Consider the following 22,841-nt stretch of genomic DNA (forward strand, 5'->3'; position numbering starts at 1 on the left):
AGGAGAATTAAGATGAAAAAATATATAGCAACAATAACAACAGCCTTGGCAGCTTTAACCGTAAGCTTAGGATATGCCTCTGATCAAGTAACCGTAAATTTTACTGCTCAAGTGACAGCAAGTACATGCTCAATTAGCTCGGGTAGTGGGAAAACTGTAAAGGAGGATATGGGTGAATTATACTTATACAATGCGAGTGATGCGAGTGCAGGGAAAAAAGTTAATCTTGCAGATATTGGAATGAGTAAGCCGCTGACAGAAATCAAAGAAATTATAAAATGCAGTGGAGGTACGACCCCGACTGTGAATTATGCAGCAGATAGCACAGCTAATGTGGACCCAACGTATCATGATGTATTGATGTTAGTAAATGCTAGCAGCAGCACTACTACGCCATTAGGAATTCGTTTAGATGATAAAAATGCAAGCCCACAACCTGCATACCTTGATTTTACGAAAACAACGTCATTACCAGGAGCAATTACAACAAAAGCAGCAGGGACAGATCAGTATGAAATAGACCTTATGCCGGAGTTAACATACACAAGTAAGGCAACAGACGCTAATAAGCTTACTGGATTGTGGTCGAGCGCGACTACGCTAAGCGCTAAAGCTGTTCTTAATTTAAATTATTCATAAAGGGTAATTGATAATGATCGGCATTGAACAAATGCTAGTATTTAGACTATAGTTGGCTAAATCTAGATGCAAAAAAGATAAATAAAAATGCTAAGGACAAGTTATGTTAAGTTTTTTGAAAACAGTTAAATGGGTTGCTATTGCCAGTTTGTTTTTTTCACAGTCTTTTGCGCACGTTACCCCCGTGCCAACACGTGTTATTTATCATGAGGGAGATAAGTTTACAGCGGTTAATGTTCAGAACAATGATCCAGATAATGCGTATGGTTTGGAAAGTTGGGTGGTTACAAGTGATCCTAATAATCCAGCGCAAACAGTTAAGGGGGCAATTGATCATGATTTTTTGATTTCGCCAAAATTTACAGTCGTGCCACCTAAAAATGAGCAGGTTGTTCTGCATATTATTAAGCTTCCCAGTACGAATTTGCCGAAAGATCGTGAGAGTCTATTTTATTTAGAGTTTCAAGAAGCACCACCTAAGCTGGATCTTACGGACAATGCTTCAGAGAAAGGGCACTTACAAAGTGGACTGCAAATTGCGATTCACACACAGATCAAGATGATGTATCGCCCGAAAGACCTTCCTGAGCTTAATAATAGCGAGATTAAAGATAAGATTAGCTTCAAGCGCCATGGTAATGACATTGTGTTGGATAATAACAGTCCATATATTATTAACTCATTAGGGCTTACAGATCAAATCCCTGATCAAACAACTGATAGCGATAGCAAGGTGACTAAAGCAAAGCCAATTGTAATGCAAAAAGCCCAGATTTTATTGCCGTTTAAAAAAACCACGCTAAAGCCAACACCGGCAGAAGTAGCCACGTTCAAGAAACTATTGGTCGATAAGAAGCCACTGTATTTGATTTATATTAATGATTATGGTGGTGAGGTTTATTTGAGCATACTGTCAGGAGAACATTGATATGAGGTGTTATAGAGCGGTTACTCTACTCATTTTCTTGTGCTTTTTTCATATTTCTATGGCGGATGAACCAGTAACTAAAGAAAATGTAGATCTTAATAACTTTAAGACGCAATTATTACAACTTAAGCCTGGAGAGTCATTGACGATCTTTAATCAAGGTATTAATCTATACATTTCAACCGGAATTAATGTGATATCTGGTAATACTGGACTTTCATTTACGAAAGTCAGTAACTATACAAATGCATTATTTTGGAATAAGCCAAATACTTCCAATCTAGGTAGTCCAATAAAATTCTCCTCTAGCTATGAATATGATTTAGGTATGCATTATTATCTGAAAATTGTATATATAAACGGTATGCCAACATTCAATCATCCCTGTGTTACTGATGGGTCGTCTGTTACCTGGGGTAATATGGACTTTACTAATAATCCTTCTCTTGCTGTAAAATCTTCTTGGTCTGTGGGATATGTAAGTAGTTTTCTCACAGGAACAGTAGCTGGAACAGCATGTGTTATTAATTTCCCCGTTAAGATAGAGATTGAATATAATCCTTATAAGGCGACCATCTCATCAGATAAATTTAAACAAACCTCGCTAACATTTTCACTAGGGGGAGCTTTTGATTACAATTCTGATATACAACAAACTCCAATTATGCTTTCTCCCACTTACTTTGAGCTAACTATGCCCGATATACATAGAAGTTGTAATTTTATAACCAGTCAGCCAACAGTGGATTTTGGACAGTTAGATGTGAGTAAATTAGATAGTATTACGGCAGGATCCTCTTTTTTATCGAAGGATTTTTCTATCGGCATATCCTGTACAGATGATAATTACACTCATTATAATGATTCTGTTGGTATCGTTGTTGATAAGGCTGCCAATCCAACTTTAAATAATGACGCCACGATTAGTACATATATTTCAGGTAAGAAGACTGGTGTTGCAATTAAGTTGAAGCTAAATGGAACTTCAATAAATACATTATGTGATGGTAGTCCAAGCTGTACATTGTATGGTGAAAAAGAGGTTACCTCTAGAGTGATGAGCCTTAACTACGCTATGACAGCAGTAATGCAAAAAAATAATAGTTGTGGAGCATCATGCATTAGCGATTATAAGTCTTATATAGGCAGTAATATAACGGGTGTAGTTAATTTGAAAGTAATGTTGCAATAGATTTTACTTGGTGTTGTACATAACCCCTGACATCAAAGTCAATTAAGACTATGATATACAATCATAGATTGTTAATAGGAATAAGATGTCAGGATGTCAATGTTAGATAAGATGATTAATAAAAGGTTAAGCTATCATCAGCTAAACAATATCAATCTTTTTATGCGCGCGGTGGAACTTAAGTCATTAACCAAGGTTGCTGAAGTGCTTGATGTTTCAAAATCAACGGTTAGTAAAGCGATTAGATTATTGGAAGATGCGATTGAATTACCACTGTTTTCGCGCAGTCATAAAAACTTCAAACTCACCCCAGAGGGCGAGAATTTTTATCGTGAATGTATAAAAGTTGAACGTGAAATTTTAAATATATCTGCGCATATTGAAGATATGCAAACAGAGCCAGAGGGTGTGCTGACGATCAATGTTGTTAGAAGTCTATTATGTCAGCACTTTCTAGATACGATCACTATATTTCAAGAAACATGCTCGAAAATGCATGTTGATTTGATTATGGGAGGTAATAAGTTTACGGGTGATATTCATGGTGGCATTGATATTTATATTGCGCCATATCAAGATAATCTACCGGATTACATTCAAAGAGAAGAAGTGCTAAGCACAGTCAGTATGCTGTGTGCTTCACCTGGTTATATTAAAAGCCATGGGATGCCGCAAAGTTTAATGGATTTAGCCGATCATTATTTTATTATTCATAAGCAGCAAAACACACTCATTAAGTCAATCCCTGAGAAGCTTAAAAAAGAAAACATAGGTTTTCGCTCTCAGCTTGAGATCAATTCAACCAATGCTATTAAGGATTGTGTTATTGCGGGGCTTGGCATATCGGAGCTACCACAGTCGATTATTGAAAACGAATTAGAACAAGGACTTGTCGTACCAATTATGCCACAGTTAAATACGCATCATCAGTTATATGCATATTATGCGATATATAATGGCGTGGCTCCGATCAAAGTAAGTCGTTTTTTAGACGTGTTACAGAAAACAGATGCATAAGTGCGTGTATTGAAACAAGCGTTTCTTAAAATTCCAATTATCTGGTTGTTTGTTGGCGGTATAATGATCAGCTGAGAGCGTTAAATTCAAATAGTTTTGATTGTCAGAGGGAGAAAGCAGGTGAGCATTGAAATTAAAAAAAGAAGTATATATAAAGATCTTTCTAATTTAGAGGCGTTTATGCAAGCCGTTGAAACGAAATCTTTTAGTCTGGCAGCTGAAGAGTTGCATTTGACTAAATCAGCCATCAGTAAATCCATTAAGCAGTTGGAGACTACCTTTGAGTTGCCTTTGTTTTTGCGTAATGCGCGATACTTGGAATTAACGCCTGAGGGTAGTGTGTTTTACCAACATTGCCTTAATCTCAAAGCAGCAATGCAGCGCACCCAATCGGTTATTAAGGCGATGCATAATGAACCAACAGGTAAGCTTAAATTATCGGTCAACCCATCATTAATGAAAAGCTTAGTTGTACCGATTATTGCCAAGTATCAACAGCTCTTTCCAAAAGTGGTATTAGAGGTGCTTTATCAAGAGGATAATGTTGATATGTATGCCAACGAGATTGATATCGTTATTGGACGCAACTTGGAGGCGCCAGATGAAATCGTCTTGAAAAAAGCATTTGATTCTGATCATGTCTTGTGTGCCACACCCGAATATATCGCCAGACAAGGAGGTATGCCACAAGTTGTCGAGGACTTAAAGCGATTTGCCTTTATTGGTCATATAAATAAACGTTCAATGCCAATACGGTCTGAATATCCAGAGTATATTAATCAATCATTGCAGATGGATTCGATACTAGCCATTAAGCAAGCTGTTTTAGTGGGGATGGGAATTAGTCAAGTGCATGACTATGTTGTAAAAAGAGAGCTGCAATCTGGCGAGCTTATCCATATCTTGCCAGAGATCAAAATGCCTAGATTATTATATGTGTATTATCAAAAACATAATTACACACAACCTAAAGTGCAAAGAATGCTAGATTTAATTACGCAGGCGTTGCAAGGAGAGTAATAGAGTATACCCACTATTTTTGATTGATAATTGCCCAGATGCCTGATGCGATAAGCACCTTTTCACCATAAACCCAATCATCCCAGTTTTAATTAGGAAAAAAATAGTTATACTATGCGCTAAGTTATTTTCCAATAACTTAGCTAGATATAAAGGAACTAAGGAAATCGATATGATCAAGTACTTGTACTTTTTTGTGTCCGCACTGAAAAGGATGGCTAAGCCATTGACTTTCTCAGATGTTGGAGGCAGGAAATCAAAGCGCAAAAAGCCTTTAGCTAAGCCATTTGTTGCATTGATGGTGTTACTGCCAGCAATGTTACTTGGGGGGTGCTCCTCAGGTGTTTTAGATCCGCAGGGACCTATTGCACATCACGAGCTTAGACTATTGATATTTGCTGTTTTATTAATGTTAATCGTGGTGATCCCGGTGATTTTCTTGACGTTTTGGTTTGCATGGCGCTATCGCGACTCTGCAACTAATTCAAAATATCGCCCTGAGTGGTCACACAGCACAGCACTTGAGATCGTCTGGTGGGCGATTCCATGTGTGATTATCTTGATTTTAGGGATTGTAACTTGGGTGACAACACATTCACTTAACCCATACAAACCATTAGAGTCTGATAAGCCGCCTGTTGAGATTGAGGTGGTCGCATTAGACTGGAAATGGATGTTTATTTATCCGCAATATGATATTGCAACAGTGAATAAGATTGTTATCCCTGTTGGTCATCCGATTAACTTTAGAATCACATCAGCAGCACCTATGAACTCGTTCTTTATTCCGCAACTAGGTGGGCAAATTTATGCAATGACTGGTATGATCACTAAGCTTCATTTATTGGCAAGTAACCCAGGTGAGTATCGTGGCTTTTCAGCTAACTACACAGGCGAAGGTTTTGCACATATGCAGTTCTACGCAGATGCCACGTCTGAGGCTGACTTTAATAAATGGGTAAGTGAGGCTAAAACATCGAAGAAAGCCCTAACTTGGGACTTTTTCTGGGATCATTTGGCAAAACAATCAATTGATAACCCAGTGACATATTATGGTCAAGTTGATAAAAATTTATTTAATGACATTGTTATGTACTACATGATGCCAAACTACAAACCTGGCATGATGGGACATATGCATCATATGTCAGAAATGAGCCATTAAGTGTGAATAAATAGGGAACGAATATGTTAGAAGCATTGATTGGAAGGTTGAGTGATCCGCACACAGCTTTCCCGTATTTGTGGGAACCCGTAAGCCAACAGTTGATCATTCTTGGGATGTTTATCTTTATTGTTGTTGGTGGGTTGTTATTGGTAGGTGGTTTGACCTACTTCAAAAAATGGGGCTATTTATGGCGTGAATGGTTCACGACAGTAGACCATAAAAAAATCGGTATTATGTATATTATTGTCGCACTGGTTATGCTGTTTCGTGGTTTTGTCGATGCGGCAATGATGCGTACACAGCAAGCCCTAGCATCAGGCGACAGTACTGGTTATTTGATTCCGCAGCATTTTGATCAGATCTTTACCGCTCACGGTGTGATCATGATTTTCTTTGTGGCAATGCCGTTGATGTTTGGTTTGATGAATATTGCGATTCCATTGCAAATTGGCGCGCGCGATGTTGCCTTTCCATACCTTAATTCATTAAGCTTCTGGCTTTTTGTAGTTGGTGTGGTTTTGGTTAATATGTCGCTATTAATCGGTGATTTTGCGCATACAGGTTGGTTGGCTTATCCACCGTATTCGGAGACCGCTTTTAGCCCCGGGGTCGGGGTTGATTACTGGATATGGGCACTGCAGATATCCGGTATAGGCTCCTTGATGACGGGTATTAACTTCTTTGTCACCATCATTAAAATGCGTTGTAAAGGCATGACATTAATGAAGATGCCGGTATTTACGTGGACGTCACTTTGTTCTGTTGTTTTGGTTATTGCTGCATTTCCAGTTTTAACAGTGACATTAGCATTGTTAACTTTAGATCGTTATATAGGTACAAATTTCTTTACTGTCAGTGGTGGCGGTGATCAAATGATGTATGTTAATTTGATCTGGATTTGGGGGCACCCTGAAGTTTATATCTTGATTCTGCCAGCCTTTGGTATTTTTTCAGAAGTTGTTTCTGTGTTCTCTAAAAAGAAGCTATTTGGTTATGCAACAATGGTTTGGGCTAGTATTGTTATTACGATTCTTGCATTCTCGGTATGGCTGCATCACTTCTTTACAATGGGTGCAGGCGCCAACGTGAATGCCTTCTTCGGTATTATGACGATGATTATTGCAATTCCAACAGGGGTTAAAATCTTTAACTGGCTGTTTACTATGTTCCGTGGACGTATCACCTTTACTACGCCAATGTACTGGTTAATGGGCTTTTTGGTCACATTTACTATCGGTGGTATGACCGGTGTGTTATTGTCTGTGCCAGGCGTTGATTTCCAGATGCATAACAGTGTGTTTTTGATCGCACATTTCCATAATGTGATCATTGGTGGTGTGGTATTTGGTTACTTTGCCGGACTGATCTATTGGTTTCCTAAGATGTTTGGCTTTAAGCTTAACGAGCGCTTAGGTAAATGGTCATTTTGGTTCTGGATTGTCGGCTTCTTTGTTGCCTTTATGCCGCTTTATTATTTAGGTGCTATTGGCATGACTCGCCGCTTATATCATTATGATGCGTCAACTGGCTTCCAACCATGGTTAATTGTGGCTTGGGTTGGTTCAATGTTGATTGCTATTGGTGTATTGTTGCAAATCATTCAAATTATTGTAAGTATCAAAGATCGTCATAAAAACCGTGATTTAACAGGCGATCCTTGGGATGGACATACACTAGAGTGGGCAACAGCGTCTCCTGCACCTTTTTATAACTTTGCGCATGATCCTGTAGTTGATTCATTGGATGGCTTTTGGGAGCACAAGAAAAAAGGGCTAAATATTGAAAATCGCCCACTTGCTGAGAAGCGCCCATATGAAGATATTCATATGCCAAGAAACACAGGCGTTGCTTTTGTGATTGGCGCATTTGCTTTAGCCTTTGGATTTGCCGCTGTTTGGCATATCTGGTGGTTAGCAGGTGTTGGTTTGCTGGGTATTCTTGCTTCCGTGATTTCACGTTCATTCAATTACGACATTGATTATTATGTGAAAGCCAAAGAAGTTGAAGAAACTGAAGCTGAAATTGAAAAAATGAAGAAGGTGGGCGCATGAGTACTACAGCAGTAGAAAGCCATCACGGTGAACATCACCACCATTACGATGGTTCCAAAAGCGTATTTGGTTTTTGGATTTATATTATGAGTGACTGCGTATTATTTGCGACATTGTTCGCAGTATATGCGGTATTCCATACCCATACATTTGGCGGTCCGAGTGCTAAAGAATTGTTTAGCTTGCCATTTGTATTTATTGAAACCATGTTACTTTTAATGAGTAGCTTTACCTTTGGTTTGGCAATGTTGTCGCGCAATTCAGGTAATATTAAGCTTATTACAGGTTGGTTATGGGTGACCTTTATCTTAGGGTTAGGTTTCATCATCATGGAAGTCTATGAATTCCATCACCTATATATGGAAGGTCATACTTGGGCGCAAAGTGCATTTTTATCCTCGTTCTTTACCTTGGTGGGAACGCATGGATTGCACGTAAGCATTGGTTTAATCTGGATTGTGAGTATGATTTTCCAAATCCGTAAGCATGGTATCACGCCAATGAGCAAAACAAAGCTAACCTACTTAGGTTTGTTCTGGCACTTTTTGGATATCGTGTGGATTTTCGTATTCTCAGTTGTCTACTTAATGGGAGCAATCTAATATGGCAGGCGAACATTTATACGATCATGAAACGGGTGCGGCATATGGCACATACAAAACTTATATCACTGGTTTTGTATTATCGATCATTATCACCGTTATTGCTTTTAGCTTAGTTGGATTTAAAGTCTTTTCTCCAGTTGGGCTGTATATCTCTGTCGCAATTTTGGCGCTTATCCAGTTGTATGTGCAGTTAGTATTCTTCTTGCACTTAAGTACAGACTCAAAAGCACGCTGGAATATGATCAGCTTCATATTTGCAGTGATTGTTGTATTAATTCTGGTTATCGGTACGTTATGGATTATGTTCAATCTTTACAGCATGATGATGGTCATGTAACGTTAATGAAACTCATTAAACTCATCAAACCCGGAATTATTTTCGGTAATATCGTTACCTTGTGCGGTGGCTTTTTTGTTGCGGTACAAGGTGATTTTTCTTGGATTATTTTTTTAAGTGCGCTCATTGGTATGGCATTTGTCATTGCCTGTGGTTGTGTTTTGAATAACTATATTGATCGCGATATTGATCAGCTGATGAAGCGCACACAAAAGCGTCCGTCAGCTTGTGGATTAGTATCGTTGCGTTTTGCTTTAAGTTATGCGTTTATCTTAGGTATTATTGGCTTTGTCGCCTTATATCTTGGAACAAATACTTTAACTGTCATTATTGCGGCTATTGGCTTATTTGCCTATGTTGTGGCTTATACATTATGGTTTAAGCGCAGCTCAATCTTTGGTACGGTTGTTGGCGCTATCTCTGGTGCGGTACCGCCAGTCATAGGTTATACAGCGGTGACCAATCGATTTGATGCTGTCGCATTGACGTTGTTTATTATTTTGGTCTGTTGGCAAATGCCGCATTTCTTTGCTATTGCCATTTATCGTAAAGATGATTATGCCGCAGCAAATATTCCGGTGTTGCCACTTAAGCGCAGTATGTTATACACCCAAGTGAATGCACTTATTTTTGTTGTGTTATATGTTATTGCTACCTTAATGTTAGCAGTGGTTGCACAGGTTCATTTATTGTATTTAGCTGTTGCCTTTATCTTAGGCGTTGCATGGATTGCATTGAGTATTAAAGGATTTAATGCTGAAGATAAAGCACATTGGGCGCGCAAGATGTTTATATTCTCTATTGTTAGTATTACATTGCTTAGTATATTTATGGCGGTGTAGGGGCAATTCTCATGGGTAGGGGCAATTCATGAATTTGTGCCCCTACGGATAATTTTAAATTAGCTATATTTAAACACCAATTTATTGTTTTTGATTGTCAATTCAGCGCGACCGCCATTAGCAAGCTTGCCAAAGAGAATTTCTTCAGCTAATGGTTTTTTAATGGATTCTTGGATTAAGCGCGCCATTGGTCTGGCACCCATCTTCTCATCGTAACCATGCTCTGCTAACCAATCTTTAGCTTTATCATCAACCTCAAGTGAGACACCACGTTGATCAAGTTGCCCTTGAAGTTGAGCCAAGAATTTATCAACCACAGAGGTAACATCCTCTTTAGAAAGTCGAGCAAATTGAATCACAGCATCCAAGCGATTTCTAAACTCAGGTGTGAAGACACGCTTAAGTGCATCCATGCTATCAGGTGCGCTGTCTTGTTTGGCAAAGCCAATTGAATTTTTCTGTGACTCAAAAGCGCCAGCATTTGTTGTCATAATCAAAATGATATTTCTAAAGTCAGCCTTGCGCCCGTTATTATCCGTTAATGTCCCGTGATCCATAACCTGTAGTAATAAGTTATAAACATCAGGGTGTGCTTTTTCAATCTCATCTAAGAGTACAACGGCATAAGGATGTTTAGTTACGGCTTCGGTTAACAGTCCGCCTTCTTCATAACCAACATAACCAGGAGGAGAACCAATCAGACGTGATACAGTATGTCTTTCCATATATTCAGACATATCAAAGCGTAAAAGTTCAACTCCGAGTAAGTTAGCAAGTTGTTGTGTTACTTCTGTTTTACCAACACCAGTGGGACCTGCAAACAAAAATGATCCCCAAGGCTTATTAGGGTCTCTTAAACCAGCTCTGGCTAGTTTGATTGTATCAACCATCGCTTCAATCGCTTTATCTTGTCCATAAACAAGCATCTTAAGATCTTTGCCAAGATTTGCCATCGAGCTTTTATCCGAAGCTGAAACCGTTTTAGCAGGGATTCGTGCCAAGCGTGCAACCATGTTTTCAACATCAGTGACATTGATGAGTTTCTTTTTCTTAGCATTAACACTTGTGCGTTGATAAGCGCCAAGCTCGTCAATAACATCGATGGCTTTATCAGGTAAAAAGCGCTCAGTAATATACTTAGCGGATAGCTCAGCGGCAGCTTGTAATGCAGGTAATGTATATTTGATATTATGATGATCTTCAAAGTAAGGTTTTAGTCCCTTTAATATCTCAAATGTTTGATCAATTGTTGGCTCTTCGACATCGACTTTTTGGAAGCGTCGTGCTAGTGCATGATCTTTTTCAAAAATTGTACGATATTCTTGGTAAGTGGTGGATCCTACACATTTTAAATCACCTGAAGCAAGGGCGGGTTTAATTAAGTTTGATGCATCCATAACACCTCCTGATGCGGCTCCGGCACCCACGATAGTATGGATTTCATCAATAAATAAAATCGCACCTTCTTCTTCTTGAAGCTGTTTTAAAACTTCTTTGAAGCGCTTTTCAAAATCACCACGATATTTAGTGCCAGCAAGTAATGTGCCCATATCTAGAGAGTAGATGACGCCATTTGCTAAAACATCAGGCACTTGCTTATCAACAATTTTTTTAGCTAAGCCTTCAGCAATAGCCGTCTTACCAACACCTGCCTCACCAACAAGCAAGGGATTGTTCTTACGACGGCGACATAACACTTGAGTGACGCGTTCAACTTCATAATCACGACCAATTAAGCGGTCAATTTTACCATCTTTAGCGCGTTGGTTAAGATTAACGGCGTATAGCTCAAGTGGTGTTTTCTCTTTTTGCTCTTCAGTTGGGGCATTGGAAATAGTTTGCTGAGTGCTTTGATTGGTATTATTGTTGTTTGAAACACCATGTGAAAGATAATTCACAACATCTAAGCGTGTAACATTTTGTTGCTTAAGAAAGCTTACTGCTTGACTATCTTGTTCACTGAAAATGGCAACCAATACATTAGATCCTTGCACTTCACCGCGTCCAGAAGATTGCACGTGAAAAACGGCACGTTGCAAAACACGCTGAAAGCCAAGTGTTGGCTGAGTGTCTTTGCCGTCTTCGGTAATCTTTGGTGTAGATTGATCGATAAATGTGTTTAAAACATTTTTAAGCTCAGGAAGGTTCGCTCCACAAGCTTTTAATACTTTCTTGGCATCAGCATTATCGACCAACGCACTTAATAAGTGCTCAACAGTTAAATATTCATGTTTTAGGTCTCTTGCATGCTGAAATGCTTGATTTAATGTTTGTTCTAGTTCCTTACTTAGCATACGACACCTGCGATAGTTTTGTAATCCTTACGTTTTATAATAGACGAATTGCAGGCACAAAAAAACTCGAAACTACTAAATCGAGTTGTTTTTAAGAAAAAAATTAATCAGGACGAATAAATGCGTTATGCCTTACTCGTGATAAGCATTAGTGGATGTCCAGCTTTTTGTGCAATTTCCATTGCTTTGCAAGCCATTGTTTCAGCTAAGTCCTTAGCGTATCTGCCACAAAGTGCTCGGCCTTTGTAGTGGGCTTCCATTGTAACCTTCTCAGCCTTTTGAGCATGGAGTTTAAAAATGCTTTGCATTAGTTCAAGAACAAATTCCATGGGTGTAAAATCATCATTGAGAACATAGACGTTGCGCATCAGCGCATCACTTTGCTCAGTCATTGGCTGTTGAAAGGCGGTTTTTGTATGTTGAGTTAGTTCAATATCAAGATCTAACATGGTTAACTCCTTATGTTCAACAAAATCACCTGATTTGCATGTTGATGGATGGGTTAAATTTATCTTTACTCAATTGTTTCTTATAATTTGTTTGCTATGCAATCAAGTGGGCTCTCGGATCAAAACGCAAAAAGAGCTGATCGCGTTTTAACCGCTGGCAGTATTACAGCAAAAAGTTTTTAAAAATGCAAGTGAATCTCTGGTTAATGTGCAACCAATTTTTATGATGACGTGTAAAGGCTTATCTTTAGGTGGTTTTGATATCTAATTATAAATATTCAAAGATGTTGCATTGTGTCATTTAGAGAATTCACCAAAATAAGTTGCTCCAGCTAGCACCTCTCCCCTTGGGGGAGAGGTCGTGCAGTTTAAGCTGCACGGGTGAGGGGTGAAACGCAACTTATTCTTGATTCATTAATTACTGGCTAACCAATCGCGAACCGGTAGGAAATCGGTATAGAGTTTCTCCTCTTGAGATCCAGCTTCTGGGTGATAGTTATAAACCCATTTAACCAAAGGAGGTAAAGACATCAAAATAGATTCAGTGCGTCCTGAGGATTGCAAACCAAAATGAGTGCCGCGATCAATCACAAGGTTAAATTCAACATAGCGCCCACGACGATAAAGCTGAAATTCTCGTTCACGTTCACCATAGACAGTATCTTTGCGCTTATCTAAAATCGGTGCATAAGCTTTGATATAATGGTCCCCCACTGATTGGGTAAATAAGAAGCATTTTTCAAAATCCCAATCATTTAAGTAATCAAAGAATAGCCCGCCAATGCCACGGCATTCCTGTCTATGTGGTAAATAAAAGTACTCATCACATTGTTTTTTATATTTGGCATAGGCATCATCACCAAAATCTTTACAAGACTTATATGCCATGGTATGCCAGTGGATACAGTCTTCTTCAAAGCCGTAAAAAGGAGTTAAGTCAAAACCGCCACCAAACCACCAAAAAGGTGTTTGCCCTTCTTTTTCAGCAATAAAAAATCGCACATTCATGTGTGAGGTTGGCGCGTAAGGATTTTGTGGGTGAATAACTAATGATACACCCATTGCTTGAAATGAAAATCCTGTCAACTCAGGCTTCATTGCTAAAATAGCTTTAGGTAGTTCGCTACCTTCAATATGTGAGAAGTTTACCCCACCTTTTTCAATGACATTGCCATTTTCCAATACGCGGGTGCGCCCGCCGCCTTGGCCATTTTGATATTGCCAATTATCTTCCTGAAAACACTTGCCATCAATTTTTTCTAGCTTGGCGCAAATATCATCTTGTAATGCCAATAGATAGTTTTTTATGCGTGTAATGTCGTCTGTTGTTATCATGATTTGATCTCACTTTGATAATGTTGTTCAAGATGTCTTCTCAATTTAACCAGTTGTCCATGAAAGAAATGTCCAACGTGATTTAATCGAATAAATGTCGCATCCACTGTGGTTTTTTGGATAAAAAATTCACTGACTGCCGTGTAACTTACTACTTCATCATCAATGCCTTGGATAAGACACCACGGCATTTTAGGCTCAGGCTGCTCTTCTAGTGGGAAGTTAACAACCGCAGGTGCGATGGTTAATAAAGAGTTAATGCTATTCTCACAATGTGCTGCTGCTTTATAAGCAACAGAGCCGCCAAAAGAAAAGCCAGCAAGGATGATTTGCTGATTGGGTTTTCTCTCAAGGACATTATTAATTACAGATAATGTGTCTTTAAGCTCACCGATACCATCAGCATACTCACCTTGACTTTGCCCAACACCACGATAATTAAAGCGCACAGCCTCAATGCCAAGGTTATTAAATGCTTTGGCAATAGTGGTGATGACTTTGTTGTTCATGGTGCCTTGAAATAAAGGGTGTGGGTGGCAAATAACTGCAGTTATTGTGGGATGTAAGTTCTCTTTAGGTGTGTCAACGACTGTTTCAATAACACCAGACTCACCTTGAATAAAGAATTGTTGCATATTGAGTATGATATTTAAAAATAATTATATTACGCTTGATTTTAACAAAGCATGTATACCCATCACAAACCATTTTACAGAATTTCTTGCTTCACACTTCCCGTGCTTTTACCAAGTTGAATTTTGGTAATAGTCTTGCTATTACCTGCAATCCAACTTGTCAAAACCTCCACGAATTGCCTTGCAATTAAACACCGCAAAATGATTTACGATGGGTATATCAAAGTGCTAAGGCTATTAGAGCAACTAATCAAAATAAGTGGACCCTTGATTACCCCCTCACCCGTGCAGCTTAGGCTGCACGACCTCTCCCACAAGGGGAGAGGTAATAGATGTCTCAACTTATTTTTAACGCTTTTGCTATGATAAGTCCCTATGCAACTATTATCAGGTGTTTTTTAGATTCACAGATCAAGTCCGAGAATGACCGCAAGTGGTAATATTTAGGCTTGACCCGAATATCCATTATTACCAAGGAACTATTGTTTTAGGTACTTAAAGCATGCACTACTGGCAACAGCGCGTGTTTAACTCTACAATGTGGTTTATATCTGATTGACATGGAGTTTCAATGTCCGCTGAAATAAGACTAAACAATAATCTGTTAATGGCGTTAAGTGATATCGAGCGCTATATTCCACCTATGAATATAAATACACAAATGTTGCCAAAGGAGTATGCTCAAGTCCTTGTTACTGGTGCCAATGGTTACCTTGGTGTGCATTTGATTGATGAGCTGATGAGACATACCAAGGCAGTGATTCATTGTGCGATTCGTGGTGATTCACTTTCAGCTGCTAAAGCTAAGCTTGATGCTAATCTTAAGCGATATGGATTTGATGCGCATATCGATCATCTACGGCTTAAAATTGTTATCGTTAACCTCGCTGAAACCAAGCTTGGCTTAGGTGATGATGATTGGAAATCATTAAGTGAACAGCTTGATGCGATTTATCATAATGGTGCTTATGTTCACCATTTGCAAAGCTATGAGCGTATGGCGCCAACCAATGTTGGCAGCACGGCTGAGATTATTAAGTTAGCTTGTCATATTAAGCCAAAGCGTATTCACTTTATCTCAACAAAATATGCAGCAGTTAATTGTGTTTCAAGCATTGCGCGTGAAGGCATGCCACCAATCGCACCCATTCACCCTGATATTAGCTTTGGCTATACCGTTACTAAATGGGCAGCGGAATGGTTGTTATGGAAGGCGCAAGAACATGGTGTTGCAGTTGATATTTATCGCTTAGGGCAAATTACTGGGCAATCAACCACCGCAAAAAGCAATTATGAAAAGAATAATTTAACACGCTTTATTCTAGGCTGTATTGAGATGGGGGTGGCACCTGATCTGTGCTCGCAACATGAGATGATTCCCGTTGATCAAGTTGCACAAAGTATTGTCGCTTTATCACAATTGCCGTATACACAAGCCAATGGTTGGAATATTGTTAATAACGTACAAATAACCCATGCTGATATCTTTGGCATTATCAATGATTTAGGTCATCCAGTTGAGATTATTGCTTCAGATCAATGGCGCAGTAAGCTAAGAGAAATTGCCAAAAGTAACCCGCTTTTTCCGTTAATTGATTACTATGATAATGAGGAAACAATCCCTTTTATTACCACAGAAAATAGCAAAACGATGAGTGCTTTAAAGCACTTGGGTGTTAATATTACCGAGGATTATCATGCGTTGTTTGCAAGGTACCTAGATTATTGGCAATCATTAGAGTTCTCGAGTTTACGACGTTAACCTCTATTTTAAGTGGCTATGTGATGAATCAAGCATAAGTTGCATCCGCTAGTATCTCTCCCCTTGAGGGAGAGGTCGTGTAGCTTAAACTACACGGGTGAGGGGGGTGCTGAGCTTGCGAGGTGGGGTGTTGAAATAGAAAAAGTGTGTAAGCTCAGTTAGATAGATGGACAAATGAACTACAGGTAATGATATGTTTCAAGGCGATTTTTCATTAGTACAATTAGCGTCATTTTTGGCAGTTGCTAAACACATGAGCTTTACTAAGGCGGCTGATGCTTTGGGGATTACGAAATCTGCAATTAGTCAGAATATTAAACAACTGGAGTCATTGGCAAAGGCCGATTTGCTAATCCGCACAACACGTAAGGTTGAACTCACTCGAGAAGGTCATAAACTATTGATGCAATGTCAGCGCTTGGAAAGTGAATGGTTTGGCATTGGACAGTTGATTAATAGCTTTGATGAGCATCCAGAAGGTGTGCTGTGCATTAATAGTAATTATTATTTCGTTGAGGAAAGTTTAGCACCCATTATCAAGCGCTATTTACAGTTATATCCAAGTATGGAAGTTAAACTGACTGTTGAGGAGCGTATGCCAGAGTTATATCAGGAAAATATCGATATTGTATTTGGGGTTAACTGGACGCCACCGGATGATGTGGTTGCTTATCGCTTAAGTAGTACAGACTATGTTTTGTGCGCCTCATCTGAATATTTAGAGCGTAAAGGGTTACCTAAAAACATCGCGCAATTGGGGGCGCATGATGTTATAGCGCACAGTGGGCGTGATGCGATCATATTAGGTGATTCACAATTAAACGCACAGTGTCAGTCGCGCTTAAGTGTTAATAGCATTAGCTGTATGAAACGTTTTGCCATAGATGGGCTAGGTATTATCCAAGCGCATCGTTATATGCTTGCGGAGGAGTTAAAAAGTGGTGCTTTAGTTGAGATCAAAATGCCAGATTTTACGTCACCTCAGGTCAATATCAATATGTACTATCAAAAGCAGCAGTATGTTCAGCCAAAGATTAAAACCTTTGTTGAATTGGTTAAGGAAATGATTTAGCTAAAACATGCCGCCAGACATTTAAAATGTTTTGTGATCGGTATATACCCATCGTAAATCATTTCGCGGTGCTTAATGCTGAAGAAGTTTTTGATGATTTTGGGTGATTGAATTGCAAGTAATAGCTGCCCTTGACAGAGTCTTTGGGCGCTCATTTGCTAAAACAATGAAACTATTCATTGTTTCTTAACGCATTCGCTATTGGCAAAATTCAATCACTCAAAAGCGCGAGAAATTCAATAGCAAAAATACTGTAAAATGTTTTGTGATGGGTATAATATGCAGAGCATGAGTTTTACAATAAATTAAAGAGTAACCATATCAATGCGTCGTCATTCATTTTTAGACCAATGTTTAGGTGAGCTTCAACATTTTGTGAAGTCGGTTGTTTTGCCCGCAACAAATCCAATGTCAGTGACACCAGCACTTGATATGAATGAGCCAGAGCTTGATGCGACTGAGTCAAAACATGTGGCAGGGCTCATGCGTGTTGATCACACTGGTGAGATCTGTGCGCAAGCGCTCTACAGAGGGCAGGCATTTGTGGCGAAAGAGCATGAAACACGCGCGCATTTACATCATGCCGCTGAGGAGGAGTATAATCATTTGTCGTGGTGTGAAACGCGCTTAGATGATTTGGATGCGAGAAAGAGTTTACTTAATCCCTTATGGTATGTCGGCTCCTTTTCTATTGGTGCTATCGCCGGACTTATTAGTGATAAGGTAAGCTATGGTTTTGTGATTGAAACCGAAAAGCAAGTGATGCGCCATTTAGAAGCACATTTAAATGAATTACCCACCCAAGATGAGAAATCACGTGTGATTTTGATGCAAATGTATAAGGATGAGCAATCACATGCCGATGAGGCAGCCCTTGCCGGCGGTGTTGAGTTTCCACTGTGGGCGAAGCTGATTATGAAAGCCCAGTCAAAAGTGATGACAAGGCTGGCTTATCGTATTTAGAGAATGTGATCAGTAATCAATGATGCTCTTTGGGGTTCAAAATATATTTTTCTTTAAGCTCTTGTTTTAATATTTTACCCACTGGATTCTTAGGTAACTCATCCAAGAACATAATGTCTTTCGGTGTTTTATAATGGGCAAGGCGCGTATAGCAGAACTCGGTAATCTCTTTGGCAGTAATCGATTGATTATCATCCTCAAGTACCACAAAAGCAAACGGTTTCTCTCCACTTGAGTGCGATGGCGCACCGACAACGGCAACATCCTTAATAGCAGAAATTTGCAAAATAGTGTTTTCAATTTCTTTTGGAAAGACGTTAAATCCTGAGACGATGAGCATGTTTTTGGAGCGTCCTGAAATCGTTAAGCGGCCCATGTCATCCAAGAATCCAATGTCTCCGGTTTTAAGCCAGCCATCACCAGTGAAGTGCTCTTTGGTCACTTTGTCTAAATGCCAAAAGCCTGGAGATTGCTGCGGACCCTTGACCCAGATCTCACCATTCTCATTGGCAGGTAAATCATTGCCGTCATCGTCACGAATGGATATATCTGTACTAGGTAGAGGATAGCCTACGGTGCCATTAAATACATCATCATCAAAACGATTAATGGTAACGGCAGGTGACATCTCAGATAGACCATATGCCTCATGAATGGTCACACCTGTCACTGCTTTCCAATCATCCGCAATGCGTTTAACTGTGGACATGCCGCCACTTAATGTATATTTGAAGTGTGGGAATGTTGATTGGCGGAATGTGTCATTGTGTAAAAGGGCGGCATATAAAGTATTAATACTGTTAAAGATGGTAAATGGTGTTTTTTGCATGGTTTTAACAAGGGATTTGATATCGCGTGGGTTAGGGATAAGTACATGTTTAGAACCAGCGAGATAAAAGGTAAAGAAGTTAGCCGTTAATGCAAAGATATGATATAGCGGTAATGCGCCAATAAGGATTTGTTTATCTAGCTCAACTTGTTTACCAATCCAAAGCCATACTTGTTGAATGTTAGCAACAATATTGCGATGTAATAATATGGTACCCTTCGGCTTGCCAGTAGTGCCACTTGAGTATTGTAAGCATGCCATGTCATCACAAGAGATGGTGACACTCTGTTCATCAAATGCAAGATGGTAATTAAGTGCTGTACTTAGCTTGTGGAACTGTGAACGGTCATGCTTGCTTTTCATGCCTTTTAAATGGGTTGCGACAAAATGAATAATTTGTTTTTTAGGAAAGTCATAAAGATCGACAAGATCCGTTGCGATCATGTGTTTAACATGTGGCAAATCTTTTTTTGCTTCTTGCACTAAATGAGCAAATGTGCTTAGCACAAAAATGCCGGTGGCACCCGAGTCCTCCATGATTTCTTTGATCTCATGCGCGGTATATAGTGGATTGATATTAACGAAGCTTGCGCCTATTTTAAGAATGCTAATAAGCACAATTGGAAATTGCAGTAAGTTTGGTAGCATAATCGCGATCTTATCACCTTGCTTAAAGCCCAACTCATAATGCAGGAATGCAGCGACTTTGTTACTGTAATGATCAACTTGTTCGTAGGTCATGTCATGATCATGACAAGAAAGTGCCACGTTTTTGGGGAACTTCAATGCGGCTTGTTTTAGCATTGATGTTAATGTTTCCGTTGAAGTTGGAATTTCGCTAGGTACGCCATTTGGGTAGTGTTTAATCCATGGTTTTTCTGACATAGTGTCTTCTCTCCGTTTTTTCATAAAATCAAAAAAGCAAAAATAATCAAGCTAAGCTAAAAAGCTAAATAAGCAAATATACCAATAAATAAGCTTAGCCACATTCTAGACGTCTACCTTGCGTGTTGTAAATAAATTCACTGCGAATTGCTTTAATTATGTTGCTTTGCAATATTTTTTGCATGATTTAGGGAATATTTTGGTTGGTGTTGCTTAATTTTTTACAAAATCGCTGTTATATTGCTAAAGAAATGAAAGGGATCAATAAGTTTAGGGATAACTTTGTAGCATCATGAAAAACGTCACCGTTAGGACTGTTTGCGGCAAAGGTTAGCTAACGTTGATCTTTAGAATGCTGGATTAAGTAAGTTAAGAGTAAGGAAATGCGGATGATCAAGAAAATCTATAAATCAAGTAAGAAATCGATGCCACCTATTTCGGTCACTGAGCAAGTTGCATTAGATGCAGGAGATTGTTGGTATGAAAAGCAAGTTTTCCAAGGTTTGCCAGACTTTGATGAGTTGCATCGTTTGCAGAAGTTTCAATTAAATGATGAAGAGTTAGAGTTTTTAGATAATGAGACTAATACGCTTTGCTCAATGATTGATGACTGGCAAGTGACACATGTTGATCGCGATCTACCGGTTGCTGTGTGGGATTTTATTCGTGAAAAAGGTTTTTTTGGATTGGTCATTCGCAAGGAATATGGCGGTAAAGGATTCTCGGCTGCCGCGCATTCTGAGATTGTGATGAAGATTGCAACCAAAAGTGTTTCAGCTGCAGTGACGGTGATGGTGCCTAATTCATTAGGGCCTGGAGAGTTATTGCATCACTATGGTACGGATGAGCAAAAAGATATGTTTTTGCCAAAATTAGCAGCAGGTATTGATATACCATGTTTTGCATTAACAGGTCCTACAGCGGGTTCAGATGCTACCTCTTTGCCAGATAAAGGCGTTGTTTGCAAGGGTGAGTATAATGGGCGTGAAGTTTTGGGCATACGCTTGGAGAATATCAATAAACGTTATATTACCTTAGCACCGATTGCTACCTTGGTTGGCTTGGCATTTCAGTTACATGACCCTGATCAATTACTAGGAGATACAGGTAAAGAGGGTATTACCTGTGCACTATTACCACATGATCATCCAGGGCTTGAAATTGGTAATCGTGCTTATCCGTTATCACAAGCCTTTATGAATGGTACCATTCGCGGCAAAAACTTGTTTATCCCAATAGATTGGATTATTGGTGGGCAAAAAATGGCAGGGGAAGGCTGGCGTATGCTGGTTGAGTGCTTATCAATTGGACGTGCGATATCATTGCCTGCATGTGGCACGGCTAATACGTTATTATCAAGTGTTGCAACATCTGCATACAGTATGGTCAGAGAGCAGTTTAAATCACCAATTGGTTACTTTGAAGGTGTTGAAGAGAAAATTGCACAAATGGGTGGTCTTGCCTATCTTGCTAATGCCACAAGACAGTTTACCGTCGCAGCAGTTGATGCGGGCATTAAACCTTCAGTAGCATCGGCTATTTCTAAATACCATTTAACTGAAATGGGTAGAGATGTGCTTAATAATGCAATGGACATTCATGCCGGACGTGCCGTCATTATGGGACCAAACAACTATTTAGCGCGAGGTTATCAAGCGACACCCGTTGGCATTACCGTTGAGGGTGCCAACATCATGACGCGTAATTTGATGATCTTTGGACAGGGGGCGATGCGTTGTCACCCATATGTGCGCGATGAGTCTGAAAGCTTAATGAATAAAGATGAGAAAGCAGGCTTTGAACAATTCTCAAAACTGATGAAAAAGCACATCGGTTATATGGTTAAAAATACAGCGCGCACTTTTTGGTATGGCGTTACCTGTGGTGCAACAGCAAAAGGTTATTCATCTAAGTTCAATAAATATTACAAACGTATTACCCGTTTAAGTACGGTTTATGCCTGTGTCAATGATATCGCACTGGTGAGTTTAGGTGGTGCGCTTAAGCGTAAAGAGCGCTTATCAGCACGTTTGGGTGATGTGATGAGTTACTTATATATGGCGTGTGCGGTATTGAAATATTATAAAGATAATGGCGAGGTTGCCGCTGATGATGTATTTGTTAGCTGGAGCTTGCAGCATTGTCTATATGAAGCGCAAAATGCGTTATATGAAATTTTTGCCAACTTTCCAAATAAGGCGTTGGCAGGCACGTTACGTTTCATGGCATTCCCTTATGGTAAACCATTTAAAAAGCCAGATGACCGTTTAGATCATAAGCTGGCGCAAGCGTTATTGAAAGACGATAAAACACGTCAACGCATGAAATCAATGTGTTATGTGCCTGAGGATGACAAGGATCCAGTAGGGCGTGTCGAGCTTGCTTATCAAGCAGTACTTGCTGCAATTCCTGTGCAAAAGAAAATCAAAGAGGCGATTAAAGCCGGTACGATACCAAAAGCCAGTTGGAGTAATTCCATTGATAAGGCACGTCAACATAATGTCATTAGTGATGATGAGGTGACGTTACTTAAAGATGTGATGAAGCGTGTTAATGATGTGATTCAAACCGATGAATTCTCACCTTATGCCTTGGGGCCTAAAAATGCGCACCCAGAGTGGCGTGAAGCCTATGAGGCAATGCATAAGATGTCTGAAAAAGGTGACAGAGAAAAAACAACAGCTGAGAGCATATAAATGGCGTAACGCATTTTAGAGAAACTGTGATTTCATAAACACCCTGTTAGCCTGTGGTTGCCATCCTTCTTTGCAAGAGAGGTGATGAGCTTGCGAGGCGGGGTGTTGAAATAGAGAAAGTG

General features: G+C 39.4%; 19 protein-coding genes. 14 read left to right on the forward strand and 5 right to left on the reverse strand.

From position 1 onward, the window contains the following. The first annotated feature begins 12 nt into the window (after window positions 1-12). The 10 genes from IE867_RS04240 (at window position 13) to cyoE (ending at window position 9,799) form a co-directional block, all read left to right on the forward strand. The gene (locus tag IE867_RS04240; protein ID WP_192483535.1) at window positions 13-639 is read left to right on the forward strand and encodes a fimbrial protein; all 627 of its coding nucleotides are present in this window, start codon (window positions 13-15) and stop codon (window positions 637-639) included. A gap of 103 nt (window positions 640-742) precedes the next feature. Next, window positions 743-1,567, forward strand: coding sequence for a fimbrial biogenesis chaperone (locus IE867_RS04245; RefSeq protein ID WP_192483536.1), 825 nt, complete (start codon window positions 743-745; stop codon window positions 1,565-1,567). A 58-nt stretch (window positions 1,568-1,625) separates the two neighbouring features. Beyond that, a complete protein-coding gene (locus tag IE867_RS04250) occupies window positions 1,626-2,759 on the forward strand; it encodes a fimbrial protein (protein WP_192483537.1) in 1,134 nt (377 codons plus the stop codon). A 99-nt stretch (window positions 2,760-2,858) separates the two neighbouring features. After that, the gene (locus IE867_RS04255; protein WP_192483538.1) at window positions 2,859-3,776 is read left to right on the forward strand and encodes a LysR family transcriptional regulator; all 918 of its coding nucleotides are present in this window, start codon (window positions 2,859-2,861) and stop codon (window positions 3,774-3,776) included. A gap of 120 nt (window positions 3,777-3,896) precedes the next feature. After that, the gene (locus tag IE867_RS04260; RefSeq protein WP_192483539.1) at window positions 3,897-4,796 is read left to right on the forward strand and encodes a LysR family transcriptional regulator; all 900 of its coding nucleotides are present in this window, start codon (window positions 3,897-3,899) and stop codon (window positions 4,794-4,796) included. A gap of 298 nt (window positions 4,797-5,094) precedes the next feature. Further along, on the forward strand, window positions 5,095-5,961 hold the full coding sequence (gene cyoA / locus IE867_RS04265) for a ubiquinol oxidase subunit II (protein WP_192483641.1): 867 nt from the start codon (window positions 5,095-5,097) through the stop codon (window positions 5,959-5,961). A gap of 23 nt (window positions 5,962-5,984) precedes the next feature. After that, window positions 5,985-8,015 (forward strand): cytochrome o ubiquinol oxidase subunit I, encoded by a 2,031-nt coding sequence (gene cyoB, locus IE867_RS04270; RefSeq protein ID WP_192483540.1) that lies wholly within the window; start codon window positions 5,985-5,987, stop codon window positions 8,013-8,015. Then, window positions 8,012-8,617, forward strand: a complete 606-nt coding sequence (cyoC, locus tag IE867_RS04275; RefSeq protein WP_192483541.1) for a cytochrome o ubiquinol oxidase subunit III — start codon at window positions 8,012-8,014, stop codon at window positions 8,615-8,617. The genes cyoB and cyoC overlap by 4 nt, the downstream gene beginning before the upstream one ends. Window position 8,618: 1 nt before the next feature. Continuing rightward, entirely contained in the window at window positions 8,619-8,957 is a 339-nt protein-coding gene (gene cyoD / locus IE867_RS04280) for a cytochrome o ubiquinol oxidase subunit IV (RefSeq protein ID WP_192483542.1), read from the forward strand. Further along, on the forward strand, window positions 8,915-9,799 hold the full coding sequence (cyoE, locus tag IE867_RS04285; RefSeq protein ID WP_192483543.1) for a heme o synthase: 885 nt from the start codon (window positions 8,915-8,917) through the stop codon (window positions 9,797-9,799). The genes cyoD and cyoE overlap by 43 nt, the downstream gene beginning before the upstream one ends. Before the next feature lie 59 nt (window positions 9,800-9,858). On the opposite strand, the gene clpA is transcribed toward cyoE, so the two are convergent. The 4 genes from clpA to IE867_RS04305 all read right to left on the reverse strand — a co-directional run bounded on the left by clpA (window position 9,859) and on the right by IE867_RS04305 (window position 14,512). After that, window positions 9,859-12,093, reverse strand: a complete 2,235-nt coding sequence (gene clpA / locus IE867_RS04290) for an ATP-dependent Clp protease ATP-binding subunit ClpA (protein ID WP_192483544.1) — start codon at window positions 12,091-12,093, stop codon at window positions 9,859-9,861. A gap of 125 nt (window positions 12,094-12,218) precedes the next feature. Beyond that, complete coding sequence (locus IE867_RS04295; RefSeq protein WP_192483545.1) at window positions 12,219-12,542, reverse strand: ATP-dependent Clp protease adaptor ClpS; 324 nt, start codon at window positions 12,540-12,542, stop codon at window positions 12,219-12,221. A 414-nt stretch (window positions 12,543-12,956) separates the two neighbouring features. Then, window positions 12,957-13,877, reverse strand: coding sequence for an oxygen-dependent coproporphyrinogen oxidase (hemF, locus tag IE867_RS04300; protein WP_225629957.1), 921 nt, complete (start codon window positions 13,875-13,877; stop codon window positions 12,957-12,959). Then, window positions 13,874-14,512: an alpha/beta hydrolase gene (locus IE867_RS04305; RefSeq protein WP_192483546.1), complete on the reverse strand. Its 639-nt coding sequence runs from the start codon at window positions 14,510-14,512 to the stop codon at window positions 13,874-13,876. The genes hemF and IE867_RS04305 overlap by 4 nt, the downstream gene beginning before the upstream one ends. Window positions 14,513-15,083: 571 nt before the next feature. Between IE867_RS04305 and IE867_RS04310 the strand changes: the two genes are divergently transcribed. From IE867_RS04310 to coq7, 3 genes are all read left to right on the forward strand, one after another. Next, on the forward strand, window positions 15,084-16,274 hold the full coding sequence (locus IE867_RS04310; RefSeq protein WP_192483547.1) for a thioester reductase domain-containing protein: 1,191 nt from the start codon (window positions 15,084-15,086) through the stop codon (window positions 16,272-16,274). Between the two features lie 193 nt (window positions 16,275-16,467). After that, window positions 16,468-17,346, forward strand: a complete 879-nt coding sequence (locus IE867_RS04315) for a LysR family transcriptional regulator (protein ID WP_192483548.1) — start codon at window positions 16,468-16,470, stop codon at window positions 17,344-17,346. A 324-nt stretch (window positions 17,347-17,670) separates the two neighbouring features. Continuing rightward, window positions 17,671-18,309, forward strand: coding sequence for a 2-polyprenyl-3-methyl-6-methoxy-1,4-benzoquinone monooxygenase (gene coq7, locus IE867_RS04320; RefSeq protein WP_192483549.1), 639 nt, complete (start codon window positions 17,671-17,673; stop codon window positions 18,307-18,309). Window positions 18,310-18,325: 16 nt separating this feature from the next. Here coq7 and IE867_RS04325 read toward each other — a convergent pair whose 3' ends face one another. Next, window positions 18,326-20,023, reverse strand: coding sequence for an AMP-binding protein (locus IE867_RS04325; protein WP_192483550.1), 1,698 nt, complete (start codon window positions 20,021-20,023; stop codon window positions 18,326-18,328). A 389-nt stretch (window positions 20,024-20,412) separates the two neighbouring features. On the opposite strand from IE867_RS04325, the gene IE867_RS04330 reads away from it, so the two are divergent. After that, complete coding sequence (locus tag IE867_RS04330; protein WP_192483551.1) at window positions 20,413-22,719, forward strand: acyl-CoA dehydrogenase; 2,307 nt, start codon at window positions 20,413-20,415, stop codon at window positions 22,717-22,719. Window positions 22,720-22,841 lie beyond the last annotated feature (122 nt).

The sequence above is a fragment of the Cysteiniphilum marinum genome (assembly GCF_014857925.1).
GTDB lineage: Bacteria > Pseudomonadota > Gammaproteobacteria > Francisellales > Francisellaceae > Caedibacter > Caedibacter marinus.